Genomic DNA, 22,531 nt, shown 5'->3' with positions numbered 1-22,531 from the left:
AGTTGAAGTTCTGCGGATCTAGGTTCGTTAAATGTGAACTCTATAAATCAGGTGGAGGGCAGGAACCAGCCCGTTTTTAGATCTTTGCTCGGTGTTTTCTAAACAGTGTCGCGTGCTGTGGTGAATCGCTTTTTAGTCTTTCGACGAAGCTGTACCCTCAAATCTCTGTCATGGTCAATTACAACTGCTCATTACAGCTATTCTATACTGATTAAGGTTTAAGATTGAAGGGTTACACTCTTGTTGAAATAAGAGTGTAACGCTTTAATTGCTTACTTAATCTAAACTCAAGTTACTTAGAATGCGCGATATTATTGGCCTAATTATCGGCCGGTGTTGGCATCGGATAATGCCTTAAAGCGTACGACCTTAAATTCGCCCTTTGTAGCGTCTTTTCCGTTATTTAATACGGGAGAGCGGTGCAGTTCATTCACTGTGCCATAGATGTAACTATCTAAGCCAACTGCAAGCCCATCAGGCCATGACACATCATCGCGTTGAATTAGGGTTTTATAATGACCATTTGGTTGCACATAACCGATTGCGTCATTTGTTATTGAAGTAACGTACACATAGCCAGCGTTATCGATTGTTATGCCGTCAGAAATGGGCTTGTCACCATAACGCTGCACTTTTTTGTTTAGCTCTTGCTCTGATAGCCTTGTATCTAATAGGTCTTTGGTCGCAATTCGGTACAAGCTTGTGCCAGACATCGCGCCGTAGTAAACGTATTCAAAGTTACTATCGATCGTAATTGGGTTGACGCCCATACGAACTGGTTGGCCGTTTAGGTAGACAGTTTGGCCATCAATGACCATATCGATGTCTTCGGCTTTAGTTGATTTTGACTCTTTCAATACTCGGCGAGCATTGCCTGTTGTCAAGTCAACCACAATGATTGAGCTTGTGCCCGTATCAGCGATGTAGATTGCGTTATTTTTGCTATCAACAGCTAAGTCATTTAGAAAGCTTGAGCCAGTAATCACAGGCTTAGCTAAGTAGATTACTTTATGCAGTTGTTCTTTCTTGGTGTTCCATCCTACTAAACGTCCGGCATGGTCAGGCCCAGACGTGTCTAACATCCACAAAATGCCATTGGCATCGATATTTAACCCAAGTACACCGTATAGCCCACCAGATTCACGGCTTTGAGCCGCATACGCCCAGTTTTCATTTGGGTAAGGTTTGGTTGTTCCATCTGGTAACAGCTCAACGATCCGTAGAGATTTGCCGTAAAACCCGTGAATACTGAGAAATATTCGGCCATCAGGGCCCACCGCAATGTTACCCGGAGGCGTTTCGGCACTGAGCTTGGCGACTACTTCAAGTTGTCTTGCTTCATCGGCTGCTGCCATATTTAGGCTGAATGCACTGGTAGCAATCATAGCGGCCGATGCTAATAGTTTGAATGAACGCGTCATTTTAACGTTTCCTGTTAGTAAGTTATTGCCAAGTTTTTAGATTTGCTTCAATGATGCAACGACTTCGCTAGGCTCTGCGCGGTGTGTGTAATCAGCATGCACATCAGCAAATACGATTTTGCCTGATGGGGCGATGACATAGGTTGCAGCAAGAGGTAGTTCGAACGCGCCTTTGCCGTTATGAGCTTCAACTTCAATGCCAAAGCCACTGTAAATAGGCTTGATTGAGTCCGGTAGAGTGAACACTAGACCTAAGGTTTTAGAAAACTCAGAATTAGGATCAGACAATACAGAGAAGCTTAGCGCATTTTTTTCTGCGGTTGAAAGTGATGCATCAGGTAGTTCAGGTGTTATAGCCAGTAAGCTAGCACCTTGTGCTTTGATGTCGTCAAGAACGCTTTGGTACGCCCGCAATTCTAGGTTGCAGTATGGGCACCAGCCGCCACGGTAAAATGTTAGTACTACTGGGCCTTGAGCAAGCTTTTCTGACAAAGTAACTTGGTTGCCAAGTTGGTCTGTAAGAGAGAATGCAGGAAACACTTCACCCGCTTTGGGAGCATTCTTCTCTAGCTCTTTTGCTTTTAGGTTGTCGGTTTCAGCCAGCATGACAGAAAGCTTTTCCGCAGGGATGTTTTTAGCAGATGCTTCGCGTACTTCAGTTAATTGATCTTTAAGACTCATCATTTTCCTTAAGGTTAAATTTGTTTTTTTTGAATGAACGTTCAAAATGTTATTTCCGTATGGGATGTTTGTCAATATTAATTTGAATAATCATTCAAAATGTTATTAAATATCCCTGTACTCAATAAAGTAATGAGCATTATGGCGATTAAAAATGGCGATTAAAAAATTCGATGTAGATGTCGTACTTGAGCAGGCAATCAATACATTTTGGCAATATGGTTATCATGGAACATCTATGCAGCAATTGTTACAAGCTACTGGATTACGCCCGGGTAGTTTGTACCGAGAGTTTGAAAGTAAAGAAGGGTTGTACTTGCTTGCTCTGAGTCGCTATGCTGCGGCCACTATTACGACTGTGAACAACCGTATACAAGGCAGTTCAAGTGTTCTTGAAGGCATTAAGTCGATACTGGTTGACTTGTTCGAAGAGGCCAAAGCTAAGAATTACTGTGGCTGCTTTTTAGTTAAAACTCAATTGGAGTTGTCAGCTCACAATGAGTCGATACTGACTAATGTTTCTGAAGAGTTTGCAAAAATCGAAGCCAATTACTGCGCTATCCTAAAGACGATATTCTCTCCTGAGATCAGTTTGCAATACGCAAAACAGCTCATGCTCGTCATTTTTGGTATTCGTGTTTATAGTTATCAAAGTGAGCAACCTGAAGATGTTGAGGAATTTATTTTATCCATATTGCCTTGGTTGAAAGATGATTCTAATAACAATATTAAGCGGGGTTAACTTTTATAACTTAGGCAGGCGTTGTTGATCAAATTAAAGCCCCGAGCATAGCTGCCTCAAGGTTTTGCCCCGATCCTGCGCCTTGAATTGAATTGATAATGATTCTGTAAAGCTAGATTTGTTAAAAGATAAAATTTACAGATAAGGGCAGGACTTAAACCAGCCCAATTTTAGGTGTTTTCTCTGTGCCCTCTGTGAAGCTTAGCCTATGTGGTAAATAGCTTTTAGTCTTTTCGGCGAAGCCGCATCCTTAACCTCGGTGTAACTCTGTGACAAGCTTTTGACTTTGTCTTTTTCTATCTCCTAGCTACTATTTACTGCTCTTCGCACTATACCAATCGAATTTCTATCTTTTTACCTAAAGCAGATGCAAAACGTTCAAGTGTGGATAGCTTTACATCATCAGAATGGTTTTCAATTCTAGATATCGCACTTTTTTGAGTGTGTAGCATTTCGGCCAATGCTTGTTGGGTAATGCCTGATTCTTTTCTAGCTGTTTTCAGCATGATGCCAAATTTTAAATTTTGGTAACCTTCATCATATCCTTCGGCAAAACCCTTATCATCGGCTTTGCGTTTTGCTACGTACTTTTTTAGATCGCTCATTGTTTTTTCCTCCGTAGATAATCTCTACGTCTTTGTTCTGCAAGTTTGATATCTTTAGCTGGCGTTTTTTGAGTTTTCTTTTGAAAACCATGGTTTAGTACCACTAAGTTATCACCATCGAAAAAGCCTAATAATCTAAAAATATTATTGCCCACTTGCGCTCTTACTTCCCAAATGTCTTGGGTATTCACCAGCTTCTTTAAATAAGTAGTAGGAATAACATCTAGCTCTTAAACCAATTGTAATACCCAAGTTATTTTTTGAGCTTGCTTTGCTGGCAATGAATCTAAGAACTCAACAACGGGTGTTTTACCTTCTTGTGTTGTATAAAAATTAATAGCTTTCATCTCGATGTTAACATCCATGTGAACTTCTGCAAGTTTCTAATAAGGTATATATAGATAAGTGATGATAGATACGTCCAGTATTAAATACGTTGAAATGAATATACTGGGAGTGTCATCAATAAATGGTGTGAGGTGAATGATTATCTTTATGCAACTCTGTGAGTTTTGTGGTGAACAGCTTGATTAATTTTCATAATAACGTGCACAATAAAGTTGGGAAGTGTGTGCATATAAAAGAAACGCGCACATAAACTGCTGATTCATGATTGTCGAAAATATATAATTTATAGATCAGAGCAAAATTTTACTAACACATTGTTAGATCTTTTCTCTGTGCAACTCTGTGACAAGCTTTTAGTCTTTTGCTTTTAAGCTCGAATCTCGTAACTCCTTTTATACAGGAATGACGGGCTTTTAATAGTTATTGAATTATTTGACTTAATAGTCAAAATCAAGCCAAGTGTTGGTAGCTTCTTCTTTGGTAGGGTAATAACGATTTGAATGAATATTTTAAGTCAGAATTAACACCCCAAGCCATAGCTAACGCATCACTGCTATTCACAGATTTTGAGTGGCTATTTAGTTTAAGGGCTGGCAATACAAAATTTCTCACTTGCTGCTTAGACGATAAGGGGGTACATGAATAACGAGATAATTTGTCTAAAACAAAACCTGCTTGGGCAACATTGTCGCCTGAAAAAACATCAGTAGAAGGAACAAAATTTTCATACCAAAAAGCCAAAGCCACAACCTTCAGCCATTCTGAAGCTTTAGGGTGCTCTGGATTGAGTACTAATTGTTCAAACACTTGTTGTAAATTTGGCATTTTCTCGATTATCTTAAAAAACTAACTGTTTTCGCACTCGATTATAACGTGACTAATATTTAACCGCAATTTTTCTGGGTTGATAGAATAGCCAGCCGCTTCAACTGCCAGCTTTTCAAATTCATCAAGGGTAAAATATCCTTTTTTATATAAAGCGACTATATCAGTTACATCATCGGCTTGGCAGCGTTCAAGTTTAGAAATGGCAATATCAATTGCTGAGACTAAATAAACGTGTAAAACAGTTTTGCCAGTTGAAAGCGCTATCACTCGTTCCTTGTAATCAGGGTGTAAGGTGGGTAGACCAACATTAAAGGTATCGTCTAAACTTAGTACTTTGTCACCTTCTAACGGATCAGTGTAGTACACATCATCTACTTCAAGAATTAGTGAGTGGGTATCAAGTTTTTCAGCTGAACGAATTTCAATATCAACGTCATCACTGCCTCTTACATTAGTCAGTAAATGAATAGCGCACCCACCAAAAATAAACGCTGTGACAGCCCCATAGGATTGATTTTCGCTAAAATGAATAACTAGTTTTTCATTAAACTTTTTGAATAATTCAAATATTGCCGAAGCTAATGGGGTATCTGTGTAGAGGCTCAAAGTTATCCTTAATACTGTTGAAATAAGTAATCAGCCAAGAGTGTAATGTCTGGCTAGATAATTACCAAATTGTTAAAGATCTGCAGGGTTAGGTTCGTTGAAAGTAAAATCCATCGTTTAGGGCTGAAAATTATAGCCGAGTGACAAAAATGCAGTAAATTTTACTGCATGGAATACCTTAACTATTCCTCAATAGTTAAGGTATTTGCCTTCTCTAGCATTTTGCTCAAGCTTTGTATGTCTTCTGGTGTCATCTTGCTAAACTTTTCAATATCTAAGCCTTGTGCAGAGCGTAAAATATCTTCAATTTTTCTCTTATTGATTGGGGGGATACCGCCAGATGTACGTTGACTTTTTGAAGAATATTTTTTTAATAAGCAGGTATCTTTTTCAACTTTTGTTGTGGGTTTTGTACAGTTTAATTGGTTTGGTTGTTTATATTTAGCCAAAAGACTTTCGATGGTTGCATTGTCTTGTGCCAATAGGCATGAGGAAAATATCGTTATACCAATAGACAATGCAACTTTAGCTATATTTATCATTTCAAGTACTCCGAATTCAGTTCTGCGAATAGAGTTTCAAAACAATTTTCAATATCTGTTTGCTTACAGTCTTTATAAGCATTGTGGTTTGTGTTCAACAGAGCTAGCATTTCCTCTACTTCCGCTGGAATAACGCTAGTTTCAGTCGTATGTATATACCCAGGTATACCCGAACCTTGATACGTGTTAGGCAGAACCCCTCCAATTGTCGCCATAATGGCACCGACCACAAACACTAACACGCCAGTAGAACTGGTTCTGATATCAATACTCATACCACCTGCTTCGCCAACTATATTATGGGAGTGTAAATCTGTTGGCCCCGTTCGAGGTTCTTTAAAACCAAGAACAAATACAGCCAGGCCTACACTTATCACAGCAAAACCAATGCAGATAACTGCGACTTTCATACGTTGTTTGTTTTCGACTGTTTTGATGTTGCCGTGTTCGACCAACATCAAAGACAAAAGCTGATAGTCATTCCCATTCCCTATGTCCTGCAAGGATTTAAATTCAGTTATGACATCGGCGGTGGTTGTCTTTTCATTTAACGAGTCGCTCGTCGACCCAATTTGTAGATAAGCCATAACTAATATGAGTGTGGGAGCAATTACACCGAGAAAAAAAGTTGTCGCGTATTTCATTCCTTGCATAGGTTAGCCTTTTATCTTTATTAAAATGATTTGCCGTCAGCATTGAGTTCCTACCAGACGTATTTTAATACTATGACAACGTAACTATGTTCGCCATCTATATGATGAATTTAGTGAAGCAACTGGAACTGTGTGGGAGGGCAGGATTGTTGAAACTTGATATAATTATTAATCGTTAAATCTGAGTGCATTGATTTTACTGGCTAGCTGTTAGGGGAGGATATTGATTTTTAATTAAATAATAAAGCCTGTTGTTATATCTTTTCTCGGTGTTCTCAGTGACAGGCTTTTGACTTTTTCTAGTTGAGTTTATTGATACCTTTTTCTTTTCCTCAGGAGTCACAGGGACAGTGCTAGCGTTTCCATGATACTTACGGTGACCATTTTCAGAACTAGTACTGTCATTCTTTAAGGGAAGGCCTGAGCGCGATTTAGCTTCGCATTTCATACTAAGACAAAAATGTGTATAGGGGATGGTCAATGACCTAACCGCATACAAATCATTGAATGGTGTAAACGTGAGATATGTAAAGAGAAAAGAACAAAAATGAAATAGCCAATAGAATAAATCCTGATATTGAAGAGGTTAGTTTTAGTTTGTTAAAACTGACTTCTATTTCACTTTCCAAATTGCCATTTTTGGAAGTCCCAAAAACTCCAAACCCAATTTGAATCGTTGCCAAAATTAACGCTACAAAAATCATGGAAAAGACAATAAATTTGACCTCAGCACTTCTATCTTTTTGCTCGAGTCTTATTTTCAGATAATACGATTGAATATCTGTAGTGGTTTTCATTCGTTTGATTTGGTTTTTAATATAGGAATCACATAAATAGTAAATAGGATTGTCTAACTTGATTTTTTCCTTCCCAGAATTAGAGACACATATTTCAAAAAGTGATTTTGCATTATGTTCAGCTTCTTTGCTAAGTACTTCTTCACTAGTAGGAAGTACTGCATCTGCTTGTGGCAGGAGTTGGGGTATAACACCTGCGATATGACCAGAGTCAGTATTGTCCGCAAGCGATATGTCAGCTTGGGAAACTGAACCTAGAAATATTTGTTCAGCAATTATTGGGGACGAATCTGCCTGTTGTGCAAATATATCATTAGAAAAAATAAATACTATTATTGACACTAACAATTTGCGTTCGGTAGGTATGAAAAAATTTCGAATGTAATGAGTTATTTTGAGTAGAGTTTTAATTTTAAAATCCTTTTATAAAAATATGGATGAACCATTTCTAAAGTTAGACCAAACTTTTCCGTAAAGCAAAAAGCTTGCAGTACTTGGGTATAGGTAGTAACTCGGACAAAATAAAATTAGAAATTACTTTGTCAAATTAGCTTTTTCATTGTGCTCATAAAATACAGATTCATTTCATCTTCTTTTGCTAATCCTTACTTCTGAAATATCGTGAATATCGGAGTTAGAACAAGATTATTTTACGTTAATCACCTGTCTCTGCGGAAAATGGTGAACAAAAGAACAAAATGGTCATCGCCATATTAAATAAATACAATTTAAGATGGACTGAGTATTGAATTGAGTTAGTCGAAATTCGGCGGATTTTGGGTCGTTAAATGTAAATTCATAGATAAGGGCAGGACTTAAACCAGCCCAATTTTAGGTGTTTTCTCTGTGCCCTCTGTGAAGCTTAGTCTCTGTGGTTCAATGCTTTTAGTCTTTTGCTTTTAAGCTCGTAGTTCTAAAATCGTAACTAGCCACTGCTTACAATGGATTCCTGCTAACAACATGCAGGAATGACAGGCTTTGAGGTTGGGTGATGATCTTGTGCCAGTTCAATCTTTAAACTATTTCCTACCTCCTATTTACTAGGATCTGCAGTTGGCTTTGCTCTGTGTAGCAAAGCCTCTGTGGTGAATAGCTTTTAATCTTTTGCTTCATACTGCACCATGCTGTTTAGTCTGTAACATTCTGCTTTATTCTGCTCTACATCACTTTATTTCAGGCATAAAAAAAGGCTGATAAATCAGCCTTTTTTTATTCAGTTGGTGGAGCTGGCGGGACTCGAACCCGCGTCCAAAAAACGTCAACCGTCGGTACTACATGTTTATTTTGTCTTTTATTTAACTACGTGGAACTCCGACAAACAGGATTTCGTTGCAGCTGGCCTAATACTATTTCGCGGTTCACCCTTAGACAAGGTTCCCTCGCTATCCTGCTGGGATGACCTTCCGAACCTCTACTAGCAGAAAGAGTATGAGTGGAAGGGCACTGCCGGTTATTAAGCGGCTAGTGCGTAGTTTTCGTCGTTTGCGACTATTTAAATGCGGCTTTTTACGAGGCAAACCGCTCCTCGACATGCACCTAAAGCGTCTAGAGTCTTGTCGAATCCAAAATCAGCCCCAAGGCGTTGGTTGCAAACCACCAACGCAGGCATTCTAACACAGGCCCACCAATAAGGAATAATGATTAACACTAAATATTGTTACAAAAGGTCACTAAATAACGAATTTTTAGTTTGATTGTTGCTTATTTGAGCAAAAAATTTAGCCAGTGGGGCTTTTCAGTGCTGGCAATAATATTTTTAACGTCATTAACAGATATGTTAATGACTGTGTGATAAATCGTAATGTTGGGCGAGGCCTTTGCCTTACTGGGATATCAATATTTTTACCTAAATAACAATTCGTTAACTATTGACTCAAAGTCATACGAAAGTAGTATATCTGCTCCTCGAATTTGTAAAATCCTTATCTTAGGTCGTGTATATATGAAAAGCTTGTCGCGGTTTGTTGCCGTATTATTTGTTGTTAACCTAGGTTTAGCTCTGGTGGGTTGTGGTACTGAAACCAAAGAATCTCAGCCGGTAAAAATGAATGCTACAGAAAAGGTACTTATTTTTAGTAAAACTATGGGCTACCGACATAAGTCTATCGAGCCTGGCACGGAGCTTTTAAAACAAGCGTTAGTTAAAAAAGGTATCGAAGTGACGGTATCTGAAGATGCGGCAATTTTTAACGATACTAATTTGTCAGAATTTTCAGCCTTAGTGTTTTTAAATACCACTGGTGATATTTTGAATCAACCACAACAAGTAGCAATGGAGCGTTATATTCAAGCGGGCGGTGGATTTGTTGGCATTCATGCCGCTACTGATACTGAGTGGCGTGGTGATTGGATTTGGTATCGCCGATTAGTGGGGGCTGTGTTTGCTAGTCATCCTAATACTCCGTCGAATGTGCAAACGGCTCGTATTCAAGTGATTAATAAATCTCATGCTTCGACCACTGATTTCCCAGATAATTTTTTGATGGCCGACGAATGGTACGACTTTGAAAGTTTGTCAGATCGTCGCATTGATTTAATGAAGGTAGACGAAACCTCATACAATGGTGGGGGTCATAATGGTTATCATCCTATTGCTTGGTATCACGACTTTGATGGTGGCCGTTCGTTTTATACCGGCATTGGCCACAATGCTGAAAACTTCAAAAAGCCTTTATATATGAAGCACCTTCTAGGCGGTATTGAATATGCTATTGGCAATAACGTCAGAGACTATACAAAATCAAGGCCTGAACCGAATCGTTTTGTTAAAGAAACACTGTTAGATAATTTAAAAGAGCCAGTCAGTTTAGATATTACTCAAGACGGTAATGGGGTGATATTTATTGAACGTAAAGGTCAAGTGCATTGGTTTGATACGCAAACCAATAACGTTGAGCAGATTGGTAAAGTGGATGTGTTTTCTGCAGTAGGATTTGGTGAGTTTGGTTTATTAACTGTGGCGCTTGATCCTAACTTTGCTACTAATCAGTTTGTTTATATGATGTATAACGTACCTTCAAATGTTGCAGGGGCGGGGCCATTACAAAGAGTTTCACGCTTTACAATAGTAGATGGCAAGCTGGATAATAGTTCAGTGGTGAATATGTTAGAAACCAGCAACGAAGATACATGTTGTCACACTGGTGGCAATATGGAGTTTGACGGCGAAGGCAATTTATATATTGCTTTAGGCGATAATACCAATCCATTTGAAGCCTTTGGTGTCGGTCCTGCTGATTTTAGAGATGGCCGAGATGCTCACGATGCGTATCGTTCGTCAGGCAATACTCAAGATTTTCGCGGTAAAATATTACGTATTAAACCGCAAGCCGATGGTAGTTATACCATTCCTCAAGGTAATTTATTTGCTGATGCTGCAAAAGGTAAACCTGAAATATATGTTATGGGTACCCGTAACCCATATACCTTAGCCTTTGATGATCAAGAAAAAACCTTGTACTACGGCGATGTGGGGCCAGACAGTAAAGCAGACAATGACGAACATGGCTCAAAAGGATATGACGAAGTTAACCGTGTACGTAAAGCGGGTAACTTTGGTTGGCCGTTATTTATTGCTAACAATAAGTCTTATCGCCAATTTAACTACGACACTAAAAAGCCTGGTAAATGGAATAACCCGTTAAGTCCACGTAATACGTCGCCGCGTAATACTGGCTTAGAAAGGTTACCGCCTGCGCAACCCGCTTATATTTGGTATCCCTATAGTCAATCTGCCAAGTTTCCTGAATTAGGAGCAGGCTCTCGTAATGCGTTAGTGGCGGGTGTGTACCGAACTAAGAAAGGTGAGGGGGCTTTACCGAGTTACTACGATGGCGGTTTGTTTATTTCTGATTTTATGCGTCGTTGGGTGAAAGTGGTATTTAGTGATAAAAACGGTGATATATACAAAATCGAAGAGTTTGCCCCTGAAGCTGAATTAATCGCACCAATTGATTTAAAATTTAGCGCTAAAGGTCAATTATATGTATTGGAATACGGCGCTAAATGGCATGCGAATAATCCTGATGCAAGATTGTCTCGACTGGTTTATACAGGTGCCGGTAACAGAGCGCCGACGGCAAAAATACAAACTGCTGTAACCCAAGGTGTTGCACCTTTAACTGTTGACTTGTCGGCTGTTAATTCAACTGATCCCGACCTAGATCCCCTGACTTTTAGTTGGCAATTAACTCAGTTAACGGCACAACAAAGTGTTGCTACAGCTGATTTTACTGGCGCAGAAAAAAAACAGGGGCTAGAGACTGTATTTAATATCCAAGATAATGGCCGATATGCAGTCGCACTAACGGCAATCGACAAGGCTGGAGCTACTCATACTGCTATGCAGTTAATCGAAGTAGGCAACGCACCACCTAGTATTGATATTAGTGTTAAAGGGAATCAAGACTTTATCTGGCCAAATATTTCAACTCATGAATATCAAGTGAATATTAGTGATTTAGAAGATGGCGTGATTAGCCAAGACTCTGCTGAGTTTGCCCAAGTGGATATTGCTTTGGTGAAAAATGACGGAGCAGCGGTTGAAAAAGCGGTCGGGCATTTGGCCAATGATCCTTTTGGACCAGGTCGTGCAGCCACCAAAAAACATTTGTGTATTGGTTGTCACCAAGAGCAAGCTGTTTCTGTTGGGCCTTCTTTTCAAAAAATTGCCGACAAATACGCCAGTTTAGATAATGCCATGGAGTATTTGAAAAATAGCATAGCATCAGGTAGTACAGGTAAGTGGGGGCAACATCAAATGCCAGCACACGACTTTTTGTCAGACCAGATACGCACAACCTTAAGTCAGTATATTTTACTGAATAAGTCTAAAGTGCCGAGCTTGCCACTTACGGGCAAGTTACCTGTTGTTAGTAAAGATGGTCATTATGCATTACGTGTCAGTTATACCGACCAAGTTGCCAATGGTATGTCTGCGATAAAACGCCAAAATGAATTTGCGTTACGCTCTGCTACTTTATTAGCCAGAGAGTTATTTGAATCTGCGGGTAAAACTAAAGGCATTGTCTTTGCTGGTGGCGGAGTGGAATCGGTGATCTTCTCTGGTGAAAATACCACTTTATCTCTTGGGACTTTTGATTTAACTCAAGTGAAAGGGTTACAAATCAAACAAAAGTATTTGGACTGGTTACCTGATGACGCTCAGTTTTCACTAAGAATGGGTAGTAAACGAGGCAAAGTGATTGCCTCAGGTAAATTTACTTATGGCAAGAACTTAAAACCCTACGCAGATGTTGATCTTACTTTGGCGTTTGCACCTATCAATGAAAAAACACCTTTATTTTTGACTGTGACTTTACCTGAAGTTAAAGCTGATACCGCCACAGCCAATATATTTTCGGTTAGTTTTATTCATCAATAACAGCAACTAAAATACGACGCCAGCATTTAAGCTGGCGTCTATATCTAAGTAAAAAATCGATTTATCGTCACTTCCTTCCGTTCTCAGTCATTTCCTCGATAACCGCCTTAATAGTCATTTGTTAAATAAAAGTAATGCAGAAGTTAAATTTCATAACTTTATGTTTTTTGTTTAATCCGTTGATTTATATAGTTAATGTCTTAAATAGCTGATTTTGATCTTTTTGACTAAAGCCCTCGGCTAGTTAATAATCACACTTAATGATTTTAACTTTACACATAATTTAAATTGAAAAACAAAACTATATGTAAAGTGCTCTGAACCTGTGTTTTTGCTACATAAAAGAGGTGTCTTTGAAAAATTTATTTGTCTTAATAGTGCTACTGTTTACCAATGGATTCACTTATGGCCAGGATCAGTCAAACACTATTATGCAGAAATTGCAGTTAAGTAGTGATGGCAAAACCCCGACAGTGAAGAATTTTCCAGCTAATTTTCCGCAAGTTTTAACACAAAGAGGGCAACCTCTGGTGTATAGCAAAAACAATTCGAACAACTTTGAATATATAGGCATGCCAGTTGGCGGTATTGGCGCCGGGCAATTGTATTTGGGAGGCGATGGCAAACTTTGGTTTTGGGATATCTTCAATTTAAATTACAACATTTTAAAAAATTTAAAAGGGGAAGAAGCCTACGAATTTCCCTATGAACGCAGTAAGGGAAACGACAAAGGGGCACGAGATATTGAGCATGGATTCGTGTTAACCACACAATCACAAGGTAAAACCGTTAGTAAAATATTAGATCGCCATGGCATAGATAAAATTCAGTTTAAAGGCCAATACCCCATTGGTAACGTCACTTATCAGGATGATGACTTACCTGTAGAGGTTAATCTTGAGGCCTTTTCTCCATTTATGCCGTTAAACGTGGATGACTCTGCTTATCCAGCTACCATTTTAAATTTTTCAGTTAAGAATACTTCTAACGCTGCCGTATCATTTGATTTAACTGGATGGATAGAAAACGCAGTATTTACCGAATCGAAAACATACCGCAAGATTACAGATGGCAAACTGCTTAATAGCTTGTCTACTTTAGACAATGGCGGACTCAGATTAGACAGTACTGTGGTTTTTAATCCTGATAAAAGTGAACGAGCAGATATTGTTTATGATGATTTTGAAAATGGTCTAGGTAAATGGCAGGCCACAGGGCGTGCATTTGTTGAAGAAGCTTCACCTTATAACAATGCTTTTAACAATCAACCCTCACAAAAGGCGGGTAATAGAATTGCTGATTCTCGTTTGGTTAAAGACCAATCAAATTCAACCTTTGATAACCGTCTGCTAGGTACCTTAACCTCAAAACCTTTCACTATAAATAGAGATTATTTAACCGCGTTAATTGGCGGTGGTGATTATAAAACAAATGGCGTCAGTGAAACGGGCCTAAGAGTATTAGTGGATGGAAAACCCATCGCTTCAATACACGGCGAAAGAAGTGAATTTGTCACCCGTAAACAAATAGACTTAACCGAGTATCAGGGACAACAAGCACAAATAGAAATATTCGATCTGTCTAAAGATGGTTGGGCGGGTTATGTGATTGTTGACCAAGTTGTGCTGACCGATATTGGCTTGCAACCGCAGTTGATGCAAGATTACGGTTCTATGTCACTGAGTTTACTGAACCGCGGGGCGACAGGCTCTGCTGATTTGAATTTACCTGTAACAGGTATTCCGAATAACTCCAAGACTCATTCCAGCGCTAAAATATCGGCCACGGCCCAGTTAATTGGTGGATTAAGTACTAAATACACATTACAGCCGGGTGATGAGAAAACCGTTAAATTTTTATTAACTTGGCATTTCCCCAATACCAAAGTGGCGTTTTCACAAACTAAAAAGCGCCACTATGCAGAGCGTTTTGCTAATGCCACTTCTGTGTCAGAACATCTCATTCGTCACTTGCCGAGTTTAGAAAATCAAACCAAATTGTGGAAAAACACTTGGTACGATTCAACTTTACCTTATTGGTTTTTAGACCGTACATTTTTGAATATTTCAATATTGGCTTCTGGCACGTCTCATATATTAGAAGGCAAGCAGTTTTATGGTTATGAAGGTGGCTATCAAGGCACCGGCACTTGCACCCATGTTTGGGGATACGCCCAAGGGTTAGGGCGATTATTTCCTGAACTTGAAATAAACCTCAGAGAAAAAACCGATCTTGTGCCACAAAGTGAAAGTGGCGCCATGATGGAAAACGGAGTGATTAAATTTCGTTGGATGGAAAACGATGGTGCGGTTGATGGCCAAGCTGGGATTATTCTAAGAAGTTATCTTGCTCACCAAATGTCGGTAGACAACACGTTTTTGCAACAGAATTATCAAGCATTAAAAAAGGCCATGGCAGGTTTAACTGAGGTGAATGATGCTGATCATGATGGGATTTTAACCGGCGCACAACATAATACTTTAGATGCTGATTGGTACGGAAAAGTGGCTTGGCTGAGCATGCAATATAATGCCGCTTTGCTGGCTATGGCTGAAATGGCAGATGAAATGGGTGACCGTAAATATGCTGAATTTAATCGTAATATTGCCCGTAAAGGCAAAGAGTTTATTGAAAATGATCTGTTTAATGGTGAGTACTTTTTCCATATTGGCGATCCTGAACATGAAAATTCCCCAGGTATTTATACGGGTAACGAATATAGTCAAATGTTGGGACAAAGTTGGGCTTATCATGTTGGCTTAGGCAGTATTATTGATAAAGATAAAATAACCACAGCCCTAGATTCTATTTGGAAATATAACTTCACAACTGACGTTGGACCTTACAGACAACAAAAGCCAGCGGGTCGCTGGTACGCTATGCCAGGCGAGGGCGCTTTTATTGCTGCGACTTGGCCAAGAGGTGGCTCTGAAGTGTTAGATAAAGGTGAAGCTCGTTTTGCCGCTTATAATAATGAATCGCAAAATGGTTATGAGTACGCTTTGTCGTCGTTAATGATGTGGCATGGCATGCCTCATCGTTCTTTGGCTCACATCTGGTATATGCATAATCAAAGATATCATGGTAGTAAACGTAACGCTTGGGCAGAAGTAGAGTGGGGTATTCATTACGCTCGCTCTATGGCTAGTTTTGGCCATTTCACCGCTATTAGTGGTTTTGAGTATCACGGACCTAAAGGTTATTTAGCTTTTTCACCAAAAATTACCCCAGAAAAATTTAAAGCACCGGCTGTGACAGCAGATGCTTGGTTAACCTTCGAGCAGACACGTAACAAGTCGCAACAAACTGAATCTATTTCAATTAAACATGGCTCTCTGGTTTTAAATAAATTGGCTTTTAGCTTAGAAGATCAAGCGTCAGCCAAAACGGTTGTAGTGAGTGTAAACGGTAATCCCGTGACCACAAGCTACTTCCAAAACGAAGACAAGCTTGTTATTGATTTGCCTAAAATGCTGACGCTGAAAGAGTCTGATTCTGTTTTGGTATCGATTAAACACAATTAAATAGTCGTTTATTGAATGAAATATAGGGAACATAAATATGAAATGTAAAACTTTATTAGTCCTTTGCTTGTCATTATTTTTAGTGGCTTGTATTCACTCCAGTCAAAATAATAAGAGGGTAGAGGCATCAGCTAAGGTGTTGATCCCTAAACAAGCGAATAATTTTGTTTGGATCTATCAACCTAAAGGTGACAGATTTTTTGGCCCCGATACGCAACGTTTAAAACAAGGACAGTGGTATCAAGATTGGGTGCCGAATGACCATACTTTTATTAAAGGTGATGCAGGCCTTTGGCACATATTTGGTATTACTCATCCCTATGTTCCACCTAGTCCTAAAAGTGGTGTACACGAGGGGGAAATGGCATCGTTTCATGCGGTTTCAACTGTTACTAGTTTTAAACAATCGATACTAAACGACCATTATGTCGACCAAGCTAAAGTCTTGCCTCCCCATGAAAGGCCAGGCGAGCCATTATCTAATCATGCCCCGACTATTGTTAAGAAAAATGGCTTATTTCATATGATTTATGGGCCCAGCCCAATTCGTTTGGCTGTGTCTAAAGACCTTTATAAATGGCAAGTAAAAGGTAATTTGTTTTCTGAAAAAGATGGTGCACGTGATCCCAGTTTATTATTCCACGATGGTCAGTACTATCTTGTGTATTGCACCCAAAAAAGTGTCGCATTAAGAACTTCAACTGATTTAGTGAATTGGAGTGAGCCTAAGATTATTTTTACTGCTAACACTTATGATCCAGAATCGCCAAGCTTGATTTTTCACAATAATACTTTCTATTTATTTGTCTGTTCATGGAACGGAATTTGGGATGGCAAAGAAATTCAAGGCGCTTATCAACAAACCACTTATGTACTTAATTCCAATGATCCTGTGGATTTTGGTTTAGGCGATGAAAAACAAATTACAACCTTACAGGGCCATGCACCGGAAATATTTCAAGATGAAAACGGCGATTGGTATATCTCCAGTGCTGAATGGCCAAACCGAGGTGTCAGTGTCGATAGTTTAGTTTGGCAGTGATTTTTCTAGCCGCGCTTTATGTATGTAGTGCTTTATAGAAAAATTAACAGGGTAAAGACATAACAATAAATGGCGATGAAATAATGGTGAATTATCTTAAAAGTGTAGTGTGTGTATCTGTTTTATTGGTTAGTTGTAGTGAGCCTGCAATGATAAAAACTGCAGAAAGTTCGCCGCAGAAAGGGACTTTTGCTTATGATCTTGATTATCTAAAAAGATACCAACAAGTTATCACCCTAGAAGAGAATAATGGCAAAAGCCAAATTATTATTTTGCCTGAACTACAAGGTCGAGTGATGACCAGTACCGCATCAGGCTTGGCTGGTAATAGTTATGGTTGGATGCATTATGATTTACTGGCGGCAGGGAAATTTGCACAACACATTAACCCCTTTGGTGGTGAAGACCGATTTTGGATAGGCCCAGAAGGCGGACAATATTCAATTTTCTTTAAAAAAGGCAGCGAATTTGTTTTTGATGATTGGTTTACCCCTGCAGCCCTCGATACTGAACCTTTTGATGTTATCTCACAATCTAGTCGCGACGTATCTTTTGAAAAAAACATGCAACTGATTAATTATCAGGGGTTTGAATTCGATATTAAAGTGAAACGTAAAGTTACTATTTTTGATAAAAAATCGATTGAGAAAGATCTCGGTATTATTCTGAATAACAAGGTGGATTACGTTGCATATCAATCTGATAATGAAATAGTAAATACGGGTATCCAGACATGGAAAAAAGAGACGGGACTGTTATCTATCTGGATATTGGGTATGTATATTCCCTCTGATAATACCACTGTAATCATTCCGTACAAAAATGAATTAAGCCTTAATACCTCTTACTTTGGCGAAGTGCCGGAGGGGCGCTTAACCACCACAGATAAACATGTCATGTTTAAAGGTAATGGTACTGCACGTTTTAAATTGGGCTTGCCACCAAAAAATGTTGAACCCTACATTGGTAGTTATGATGCAGATAAAAACATGTTAACCATTGTTGGTTATACGTTTGATGGTCGTCCTGATTATGTTAATTCTGAATGGAGAGAACACCAAAATGGTGGTTATCAAGGGGATGTGATCAATTCTTACAATGATGGCCCGCTAGATAATGGCGAACAGTTGGGACCATTTTATGAATTGGAGTCGTCATCTCATGCCGAAGAATTACAGCCTAATGCTTCTATTCAACATCTACATAAGACTTATCATTTTGCAGGTGACTTTACTGCTTTAAATAAGATTGCTAAGAAGGTTTTGCAAAAAGATTTAACTGAATTGAAATAAAAAACCTTAACTTAGGTTAAATATGCCCCCTTTAACGATACGTTATTGGGGGAGCATTTTATTTAGGCCGAATGTTTCATCATGCGCTCTTTATCGCGAGCCCAATCTCTATCTTTAACCGCATCACGCTTGTCGTGTTCGTGTTTACCTTTACCCAGATAGATTTCAACTTTTACCCAGTTTTTCTTCCAATACATAGCGGTTGCTATAATTGAAAAACCTTGGCGTTCAACCGAACCGATTAATTTATCTAGTTCACGCTGTTTAAGTAATAGTTTACGTTTACGGGTTGAGTCACATACAACATGACTAGAAGCTTGATTGAGTGGCTGTATAGTAGAACCAATTAAATAAGCTTCACCTTTTTCGATAGTGACGTAACTTTCGGAAATATTGACTTTACCAGAACGAATACTCTTTACTTCCCAACCTTGTAAAGCCATACCTGCTTCTAACTTATCTTCTAAGTTATATTGATGACGGGCTTTTTTGTTGAGAGCAATAGTGCTGTCGGTATTTGATTTTGACTTCTTTTTATTCATGGGCGGTATTATAGAGATTGTGCTTATTGGTACAACAAAAAACATAAGCAATTTTGTAAATATCCTAGATCTGCGAACATCAGGCTGTGCCGAATTTTGATTAATTATGGTAATCTACCCAGAATAACGTTTATAAGTGCTGGAGAGTGGATGTCGAATGTATCACGAAGTGCGTTAGTCGCTTATAGTGCCGATTCCATGTTTGATTTAATTAACGATGTTGCAAGTTACCCTGAATTTATTCCGGGTTGCGCTGAAACCAAAGTCTTAGAGCAAAATGATGAGCAGATGCGTGCATCTATTTTGATTTCTAAAGCAGGAATTAAACAGTGGTTTACTACCTGTAATACTTTACAGCGGGGCGAATCGATTCAAATGGATTTAGTGGACGGGCCTTTTTCTGAGCTAACTGGAGGTTGGACAATTAAAGCCCTGAGTGACTCAGCATGTAAAATTGAACTGAATCTTGATTTTGCTTTTTCAAGTAGATTAATCGAAATGGCTTTTGGTCGAGTGTTTAATTCTATTGCCGGCAATATGGTTGTCGCTTTCACCGAACGAGCAAAACAAGTTTACGGTTAGCCTTATGGCAAATTAATAACGTAAAAGCTTGAAGTTAGTTAATTTATAAAGAAAAAAGTAAAAAATACACATGACAGCAGAACTCATCACTATCGAAGTCGTTTATGGCCTTCCTACCAAACAAGTATTACTCGAATGTAAAGTTGCACAAGGCTCAAGCGTAGAACAAGCTATTGAAACGTCAGGGATCCTTTCTCATTTCCCTGATATAGATATACAAACCAGTAAAGTGGGGATTTGGAACAGGGCCTGTAAATTAACTGATTTACCCAAAGAGGGGGATCGTATAGAAATTTATCGTCCACTGATTGCCGACCCCAAAGAAGCTAGAAGGCGTAGAGCCGAAAAAGCTATCGATGAAGGCCGAGCAAATAAAGTCACGGGCGGTAGGGCTAAAGCACTAAAAAAATAACAGCTATAATTTACGAATCGACAAAATTACTTGGCCAACCTCAATGCCGTATTTAATAATTTGTGATTTATTTAATAATACATCTTGGTCAATTAAGTACATCCAGTCATCTAGGGTGACTATCATAGGTTCGCCGTCTACCTTGATTTCTAGGTCGTATCGCCAATAAAATGCCGCGCCAGCTGCTTGACCTGTGGCAATGCCAATAACATCTCCAGCCGTGCCTTGATATTGGTTATCTCCTAGGTGAGTTAATTGCCAAATGCGAGTATCCGTTTCTCCGTCATCATAGATAAACCTTTCATCTAAGATGCCTTTTTCATCTTGCCAACTGCCGGTAATATCAGCAGTAAAACGACGAGTGAGTTTGCCATTCATATCTAACACCATGCCGTGAGCGATTAATTTACCATTAAAAAACTGCTGTAAATTGAGCTCTGGGTTAGTGCTTTGGTAGTCATCAATGTACGGGCTTGAACAAGCTACTAATATCAAAGCAAAAATTGTGAGGGTGAATGTTTTCATGATTGAGCCTTAGCATAATGTTGGTGATTTAATGGGTATTAGAATATGTCACCTGAGCTTGGAATTATCCGAGCCACTCGATAACGCTCTTTTTGCGCCTAGCTGCGTTGGATTTTCTAATAATAGCCTGTCTTGCTATTCACAAAAAAATTTGTCATCGAGTTAGCCTTAATCCAAATATAACTTAGAACATATTTTTAAGTGTTTGAATTGTTGTTAAAATTCAATTTAAACGACACTTCTTAAGCCGAGTTAAGGTTATGAAGTCTGGATATTTCTAAAGATGATTTTTGCCCGTAACATGATTAATAAAGGCAATACTATTGCCCACGACAGAGCAAAAAACACGATTTGCCATAACCAAGGGAAACTTGATTGTAATGCGCCAAAACTAATGGCCGCCATATAGCTCGAACAACCTGCAATTGCGCCAATTAAACTTTGCCAATGGACAGCTAATTTTGATAACCACAATAAACTATGGTTCAGCGATAGAATAAACATACACCAGAGTATAACTAGCCAAAGGGGGATCCAGTCATTGCTAGTACTGATAATGGAAAAATGTAGCAAGACAGAATCGAGCAACCAACCAATAGGTGCCAGCATCAGTAGCTTGGCATCTACTAGCTTTCTATCTAATAGTAAAAAATGTAAAACTAGCAGCAAACTAATTAATACAACTGCAAACTCTGTGAGTAATGCAGCTGAAAACCAAGCTAATTGAAATAATACTGCATTAATAAGCCAAGACTTTTGCATCATTCCGTCCAACAAATTTTAATTTTCTGGCAGTGATGTGGTGTGTGCTAATGGCTCTTTCTAAAAAGGCCCCTTCGCAATAACATAAATAATAATTCCACAAACGTTTGAATTGGGCATCAAATCCCGATTCGGCTAAAACAGCCCAATTTTGGTTAAAGTTTTGATACCACTGATTTAAGGTGCGAGCGTAATGTAAACCTATATCTTCTACGTGATCGATCACCATGTCACTTTGTTCGGCAAACTGTTTACTGATAACTTGTATTGAAGGTAAACAGCCACCGGGGAAAATATATCGTTGGATAAAATCGACATTTTTTCGATAATGATCGTAACGGTTATCTGCTATGGTGATGGCTTGTAGCAACATCTTACCTGAATCATTAAGCAGAGAATCACACTTTTTGAAGAAGGTAGGTAAATAATCATGCCCCACTGCTTCGATCATTTCTATGGACACTAGCTTGTCATAAGTGCCTGTTAACTCTCGGTAGTCTTTTTTCAGTAAAGTGATTTGTTTGCTTAAGTTTTGTTTCTTTACTTGTTGTTGAGCGTAGTCAAATTGTGCGTCTGAAATAGTGGTGGTTGTCACCTTACAGCCGTAATTTGTTGCCGCATAAATAGCTAAACTTCCCCAGCCTGTGCCGATTTCAACTAAATGGTCACTGGATTTTAATTCTAATTTGTCGCATATGGTTTTTAATTTGTTGTTTTGTGCAGCCTCCAAAGTTTGACTTTGTTGATTATAAATAGCGGCCGAATACATCATAGTAGGATCTAAAAACTCTTTATAGAGATGATTGCCTAAGTCATAATGGCTCAATATGTTTTTCTTTGAACCTGTTTGAGAATTTTTATTGGCAAGGTGTAACACTTTGTTTTTGATTTTTGTTGGCCATGATATGGAAGCTTCTACCTTGTCTAATTGCTGCTGATGCCTAGCAAATATCTGGATTAGTTTGGTGAGATTAGGACTGGTCCATTTATGTTCGATATAGGCTTCGGCTGCGCCGATAGAGCCACCTTTAACAAAGTCGTTGTATAGGCTGGAGTCTAACACTACAATTTTTGCTGTTAGTGATGCTTTGGTATTACCTAATTGATAAATGCTGTTAGCTTCTTGTATTTCTACGTAAGCGTCTTGCATAGAATTTAGAGTGCTGAATACCAACTTTCGACATTTGCTGGTCCACCAATCTAAATGAATCGCGGGTGTTAAACTTTGTGTATTTTCCATTATT

The 22,531-nt window shown here is 38.8% G+C and carries 21 protein-coding genes and 1 other RNA gene; 7 read left to right on the top strand and 15 right to left on the bottom strand.

Features of this window, described 5'->3' with window-relative positions:
- Positions 1–323: 323 nt before the first annotated feature.
- Positions 324–1,421, bottom strand: a complete 1,098-nt coding sequence (locus GQR87_RS12695) for an L-dopachrome tautomerase-related protein (protein ID WP_158969847.1) — start codon at positions 1,419–1,421, stop codon at positions 324–326.
- A 36-nt stretch (positions 1,422–1,457) separates the two neighbouring features.
- Positions 1,458–2,102 (bottom strand): peroxiredoxin-like family protein, encoded by a 645-nt coding sequence (locus GQR87_RS12690; protein WP_158969845.1) that lies wholly within the window; start codon positions 2,100–2,102, stop codon positions 1,458–1,460.
- A gap of 154 nt (positions 2,103–2,256) precedes the next feature.
- Here GQR87_RS12690 and GQR87_RS12685 point away from each other — a divergent pair, with 154 nt between their 5' ends.
- On the top strand, positions 2,257–2,844 hold the full coding sequence (locus GQR87_RS12685; protein WP_158969844.1) for a TetR/AcrR family transcriptional regulator: 588 nt from the start codon (positions 2,257–2,259) through the stop codon (positions 2,842–2,844).
- 329 nt (positions 2,845–3,173) lie between these two features.
- Here GQR87_RS12685 and GQR87_RS12680 read toward each other — a convergent pair whose 3' ends face one another.
- From GQR87_RS12680 to ssrA, 9 genes are all read right to left on the bottom strand, one after another.
- Positions 3,174–3,449 carry a helix-turn-helix domain-containing protein gene (locus tag GQR87_RS12680; RefSeq protein ID WP_158969842.1) on the bottom strand — a complete coding sequence of 92 codons (276 nt, stop codon included), beginning with the start codon at positions 3,447–3,449 and terminating at the stop codon, positions 3,174–3,176.
- Complete coding sequence (locus GQR87_RS22180) at positions 3,446–3,640, bottom strand: type II toxin-antitoxin system RelE/ParE family toxin (RefSeq protein WP_199271616.1); 195 nt, start codon at positions 3,638–3,640, stop codon at positions 3,446–3,448. Before GQR87_RS22180 ends, GQR87_RS12680 begins: the two co-directional genes overlap by 4 nt.
- Before the next feature lie 39 nt (positions 3,641–3,679).
- The gene (locus GQR87_RS22550; RefSeq protein WP_255456427.1) at positions 3,680–3,814 is read right to left on the bottom strand and encodes a hypothetical protein; all 135 of its coding nucleotides are present in this window, start codon (positions 3,812–3,814) and stop codon (positions 3,680–3,682) included.
- 433 nt (positions 3,815–4,247) lie between these two features.
- Positions 4,248–4,622 carry a hypothetical protein gene (locus tag GQR87_RS12670; protein ID WP_158969840.1) on the bottom strand — a complete coding sequence of 125 codons (375 nt, stop codon included), beginning with the start codon at positions 4,620–4,622 and terminating at the stop codon, positions 4,248–4,250.
- A 21-nt stretch (positions 4,623–4,643) separates the two neighbouring features.
- Positions 4,644–5,231, bottom strand: a complete 588-nt coding sequence (locus GQR87_RS12665; protein WP_158969838.1) for a DUF6036 family nucleotidyltransferase — start codon at positions 5,229–5,231, stop codon at positions 4,644–4,646.
- A gap of 182 nt (positions 5,232–5,413) precedes the next feature.
- Positions 5,414–5,773 (bottom strand): hypothetical protein, encoded by a 360-nt coding sequence (locus GQR87_RS12660; RefSeq protein WP_158969836.1) that lies wholly within the window; start codon positions 5,771–5,773, stop codon positions 5,414–5,416.
- Complete coding sequence (locus tag GQR87_RS12655; RefSeq protein WP_158969834.1) at positions 5,770–6,426, bottom strand: hypothetical protein; 657 nt, start codon at positions 6,424–6,426, stop codon at positions 5,770–5,772. The genes GQR87_RS12660 and GQR87_RS12655 overlap by 4 nt, the downstream gene beginning before the upstream one ends.
- A gap of 500 nt (positions 6,427–6,926) precedes the next feature.
- Positions 6,927–7,565: a hypothetical protein gene (locus tag GQR87_RS12650; RefSeq protein ID WP_158969832.1), complete on the bottom strand. Its 639-nt coding sequence runs from the start codon at positions 7,563–7,565 to the stop codon at positions 6,927–6,929.
- Positions 7,566–8,441: 876 nt separating this feature from the next.
- Positions 8,442–8,799, bottom strand: a transfer-messenger RNA (tmRNA) gene (gene ssrA, locus GQR87_RS12645).
- Between the two features lie 366 nt (positions 8,800–9,165).
- Between ssrA and GQR87_RS12640 the strand changes: the two genes are divergently transcribed.
- From GQR87_RS12640 to GQR87_RS12625, 4 genes are all read left to right on the top strand, one after another.
- Complete coding sequence (locus tag GQR87_RS12640; protein ID WP_158969830.1) at positions 9,166–12,606, top strand: ThuA domain-containing protein; 3,441 nt, start codon at positions 9,166–9,168, stop codon at positions 12,604–12,606.
- A gap of 353 nt (positions 12,607–12,959) precedes the next feature.
- On the top strand, positions 12,960–16,130 hold the full coding sequence (locus GQR87_RS12635; RefSeq protein WP_158969828.1) for a GH116 family glycosyl-hydrolase: 3,171 nt from the start codon (positions 12,960–12,962) through the stop codon (positions 16,128–16,130).
- Between the two features lie 37 nt (positions 16,131–16,167).
- Positions 16,168–17,172 (top strand): family 43 glycosylhydrolase, encoded by a 1,005-nt coding sequence (locus GQR87_RS12630; protein WP_158969826.1) that lies wholly within the window; start codon positions 16,168–16,170, stop codon positions 17,170–17,172.
- A gap of 149 nt (positions 17,173–17,321) precedes the next feature.
- On the top strand, positions 17,322–18,464 hold the full coding sequence (locus tag GQR87_RS12625; RefSeq protein WP_158969824.1) for a DUF6786 family protein: 1,143 nt from the start codon (positions 17,322–17,324) through the stop codon (positions 18,462–18,464).
- Positions 18,465–18,526: 62 nt separating this feature from the next.
- Here GQR87_RS12625 and smpB read toward each other — a convergent pair whose 3' ends face one another.
- Entirely contained in the window at positions 18,527–19,006 is a 480-nt protein-coding gene (gene smpB, locus GQR87_RS12620) for an SsrA-binding protein SmpB (RefSeq protein ID WP_158969822.1), read from the bottom strand.
- A gap of 150 nt (positions 19,007–19,156) precedes the next feature.
- On the opposite strand from smpB, the gene GQR87_RS12615 reads away from it, so the two are divergent.
- Positions 19,157–19,588, top strand: a complete 432-nt coding sequence (locus GQR87_RS12615; protein ID WP_158969820.1) for a type II toxin-antitoxin system RatA family toxin — start codon at positions 19,157–19,159, stop codon at positions 19,586–19,588.
- 70 nt (positions 19,589–19,658) lie between these two features.
- Positions 19,659–20,000: an RnfH family protein gene (locus GQR87_RS12610; protein WP_158969818.1), complete on the top strand. Its 342-nt coding sequence runs from the start codon at positions 19,659–19,661 to the stop codon at positions 19,998–20,000.
- 3 nt (positions 20,001–20,003) lie between these two features.
- On the opposite strand, the gene GQR87_RS12605 is transcribed toward GQR87_RS12610, so the two are convergent.
- The 3 genes from GQR87_RS12605 to GQR87_RS12595 all read right to left on the bottom strand — a co-directional run bounded on the left by GQR87_RS12605 (position 20,004) and on the right by GQR87_RS12595 (position 22,527).
- A complete protein-coding gene (locus GQR87_RS12605) occupies positions 20,004–20,525 on the bottom strand; it encodes a DUF3833 domain-containing protein (protein WP_158969816.1) in 522 nt (173 codons plus the stop codon).
- Positions 20,526–20,783: 258 nt separating this feature from the next.
- Positions 20,784–21,287, bottom strand: coding sequence for a DUF2878 domain-containing protein (locus tag GQR87_RS12600; RefSeq protein ID WP_158969814.1), 504 nt, complete (start codon positions 21,285–21,287; stop codon positions 20,784–20,786).
- The gene (locus GQR87_RS12595) at positions 21,265–22,527 is read right to left on the bottom strand and encodes a cyclopropane-fatty-acyl-phospholipid synthase family protein (RefSeq protein WP_158969812.1); all 1,263 of its coding nucleotides are present in this window, start codon (positions 22,525–22,527) and stop codon (positions 21,265–21,267) included. The genes GQR87_RS12600 and GQR87_RS12595 overlap by 23 nt, the downstream gene beginning before the upstream one ends.
- Positions 22,528–22,531: the final 4 nt, after the last annotated feature.

Source organism: Paraglaciecola sp. L3A3, assembly GCF_009796765.1.
GTDB lineage: Bacteria > Pseudomonadota > Gammaproteobacteria > Enterobacterales > Alteromonadaceae > Paraglaciecola.
This window is presented reverse-complemented; position numbering and strand designations above follow the sequence as displayed.

Excerpts from the sequence above, each read along its gene's own strand:
- GQR87_RS12595 (WP_158969812.1), bottom strand. The coding sequence starts at position 22,527 with ATGGAAAATACACAAAGTTTAACACCCGCGATTCATTTAGATTGGTGG.
- GQR87_RS12640 (WP_158969830.1), top strand. The coding sequence starts at position 9,166 with ATGAAAAGCTTGTCGCGGTTTGTTGCCGTATTATTTGTTGTTAACCTA.
- GQR87_RS12695 (WP_158969847.1), bottom strand. The coding sequence starts at position 1,421 with ATGACGCGTTCATTCAAACTATTAGCATCGGCCGCTATGATTGCTACC.
- GQR87_RS12690 (WP_158969845.1), bottom strand. The coding sequence starts at position 2,102 with ATGAGTCTTAAAGATCAATTAACTGAAGTACGCGAAGCATCTGCTAAA.
- GQR87_RS12615 (WP_158969820.1), top strand. The coding sequence starts at position 19,157 with ATGTCGAATGTATCACGAAGTGCGTTAGTCGCTTATAGTGCCGATTCC.
- GQR87_RS12660 (WP_158969836.1), bottom strand. The coding sequence starts at position 5,773 with ATGATAAATATAGCTAAAGTTGCATTGTCTATTGGTATAACGATATTT.
- GQR87_RS12655 (WP_158969834.1), bottom strand. The coding sequence starts at position 6,426 with ATGCAAGGAATGAAATACGCGACAACTTTTTTTCTCGGTGTAATTGCT.
- GQR87_RS12625 (WP_158969824.1), top strand. The coding sequence starts at position 17,322 with ATGATAAAAACTGCAGAAAGTTCGCCGCAGAAAGGGACTTTTGCTTAT.
- GQR87_RS12670 (WP_158969840.1), bottom strand. The coding sequence starts at position 4,622 with ATGCCAAATTTACAACAAGTGTTTGAACAATTAGTACTCAATCCAGAG.
- GQR87_RS12685 (WP_158969844.1), top strand. The coding sequence starts at position 2,257 with ATGGCGATTAAAAAATTCGATGTAGATGTCGTACTTGAGCAGGCAATC.
- GQR87_RS22550 (WP_255456427.1), bottom strand. The coding sequence starts at position 3,814 with ATGGATGTTAACATCGAGATGAAAGCTATTAATTTTTATACAACACAA.
- GQR87_RS12600 (WP_158969814.1), bottom strand. The coding sequence starts at position 21,287 with ATGCAAAAGTCTTGGCTTATTAATGCAGTATTATTTCAATTAGCTTGG.
- GQR87_RS12680 (WP_158969842.1), bottom strand. The coding sequence starts at position 3,449 with ATGAGCGATCTAAAAAAGTACGTAGCAAAACGCAAAGCCGATGATAAG.
- GQR87_RS12610 (WP_158969818.1), top strand. The coding sequence starts at position 19,659 with ATGACAGCAGAACTCATCACTATCGAAGTCGTTTATGGCCTTCCTACC.
- GQR87_RS12630 (WP_158969826.1), top strand. The coding sequence starts at position 16,168 with ATGAAATGTAAAACTTTATTAGTCCTTTGCTTGTCATTATTTTTAGTG.
- smpB (WP_158969822.1), bottom strand. The coding sequence starts at position 19,006 with ATGAATAAAAAGAAGTCAAAATCAAATACCGACAGCACTATTGCTCTC.
- GQR87_RS12605 (WP_158969816.1), bottom strand. The coding sequence starts at position 20,525 with ATGAAAACATTCACCCTCACAATTTTTGCTTTGATATTAGTAGCTTGT.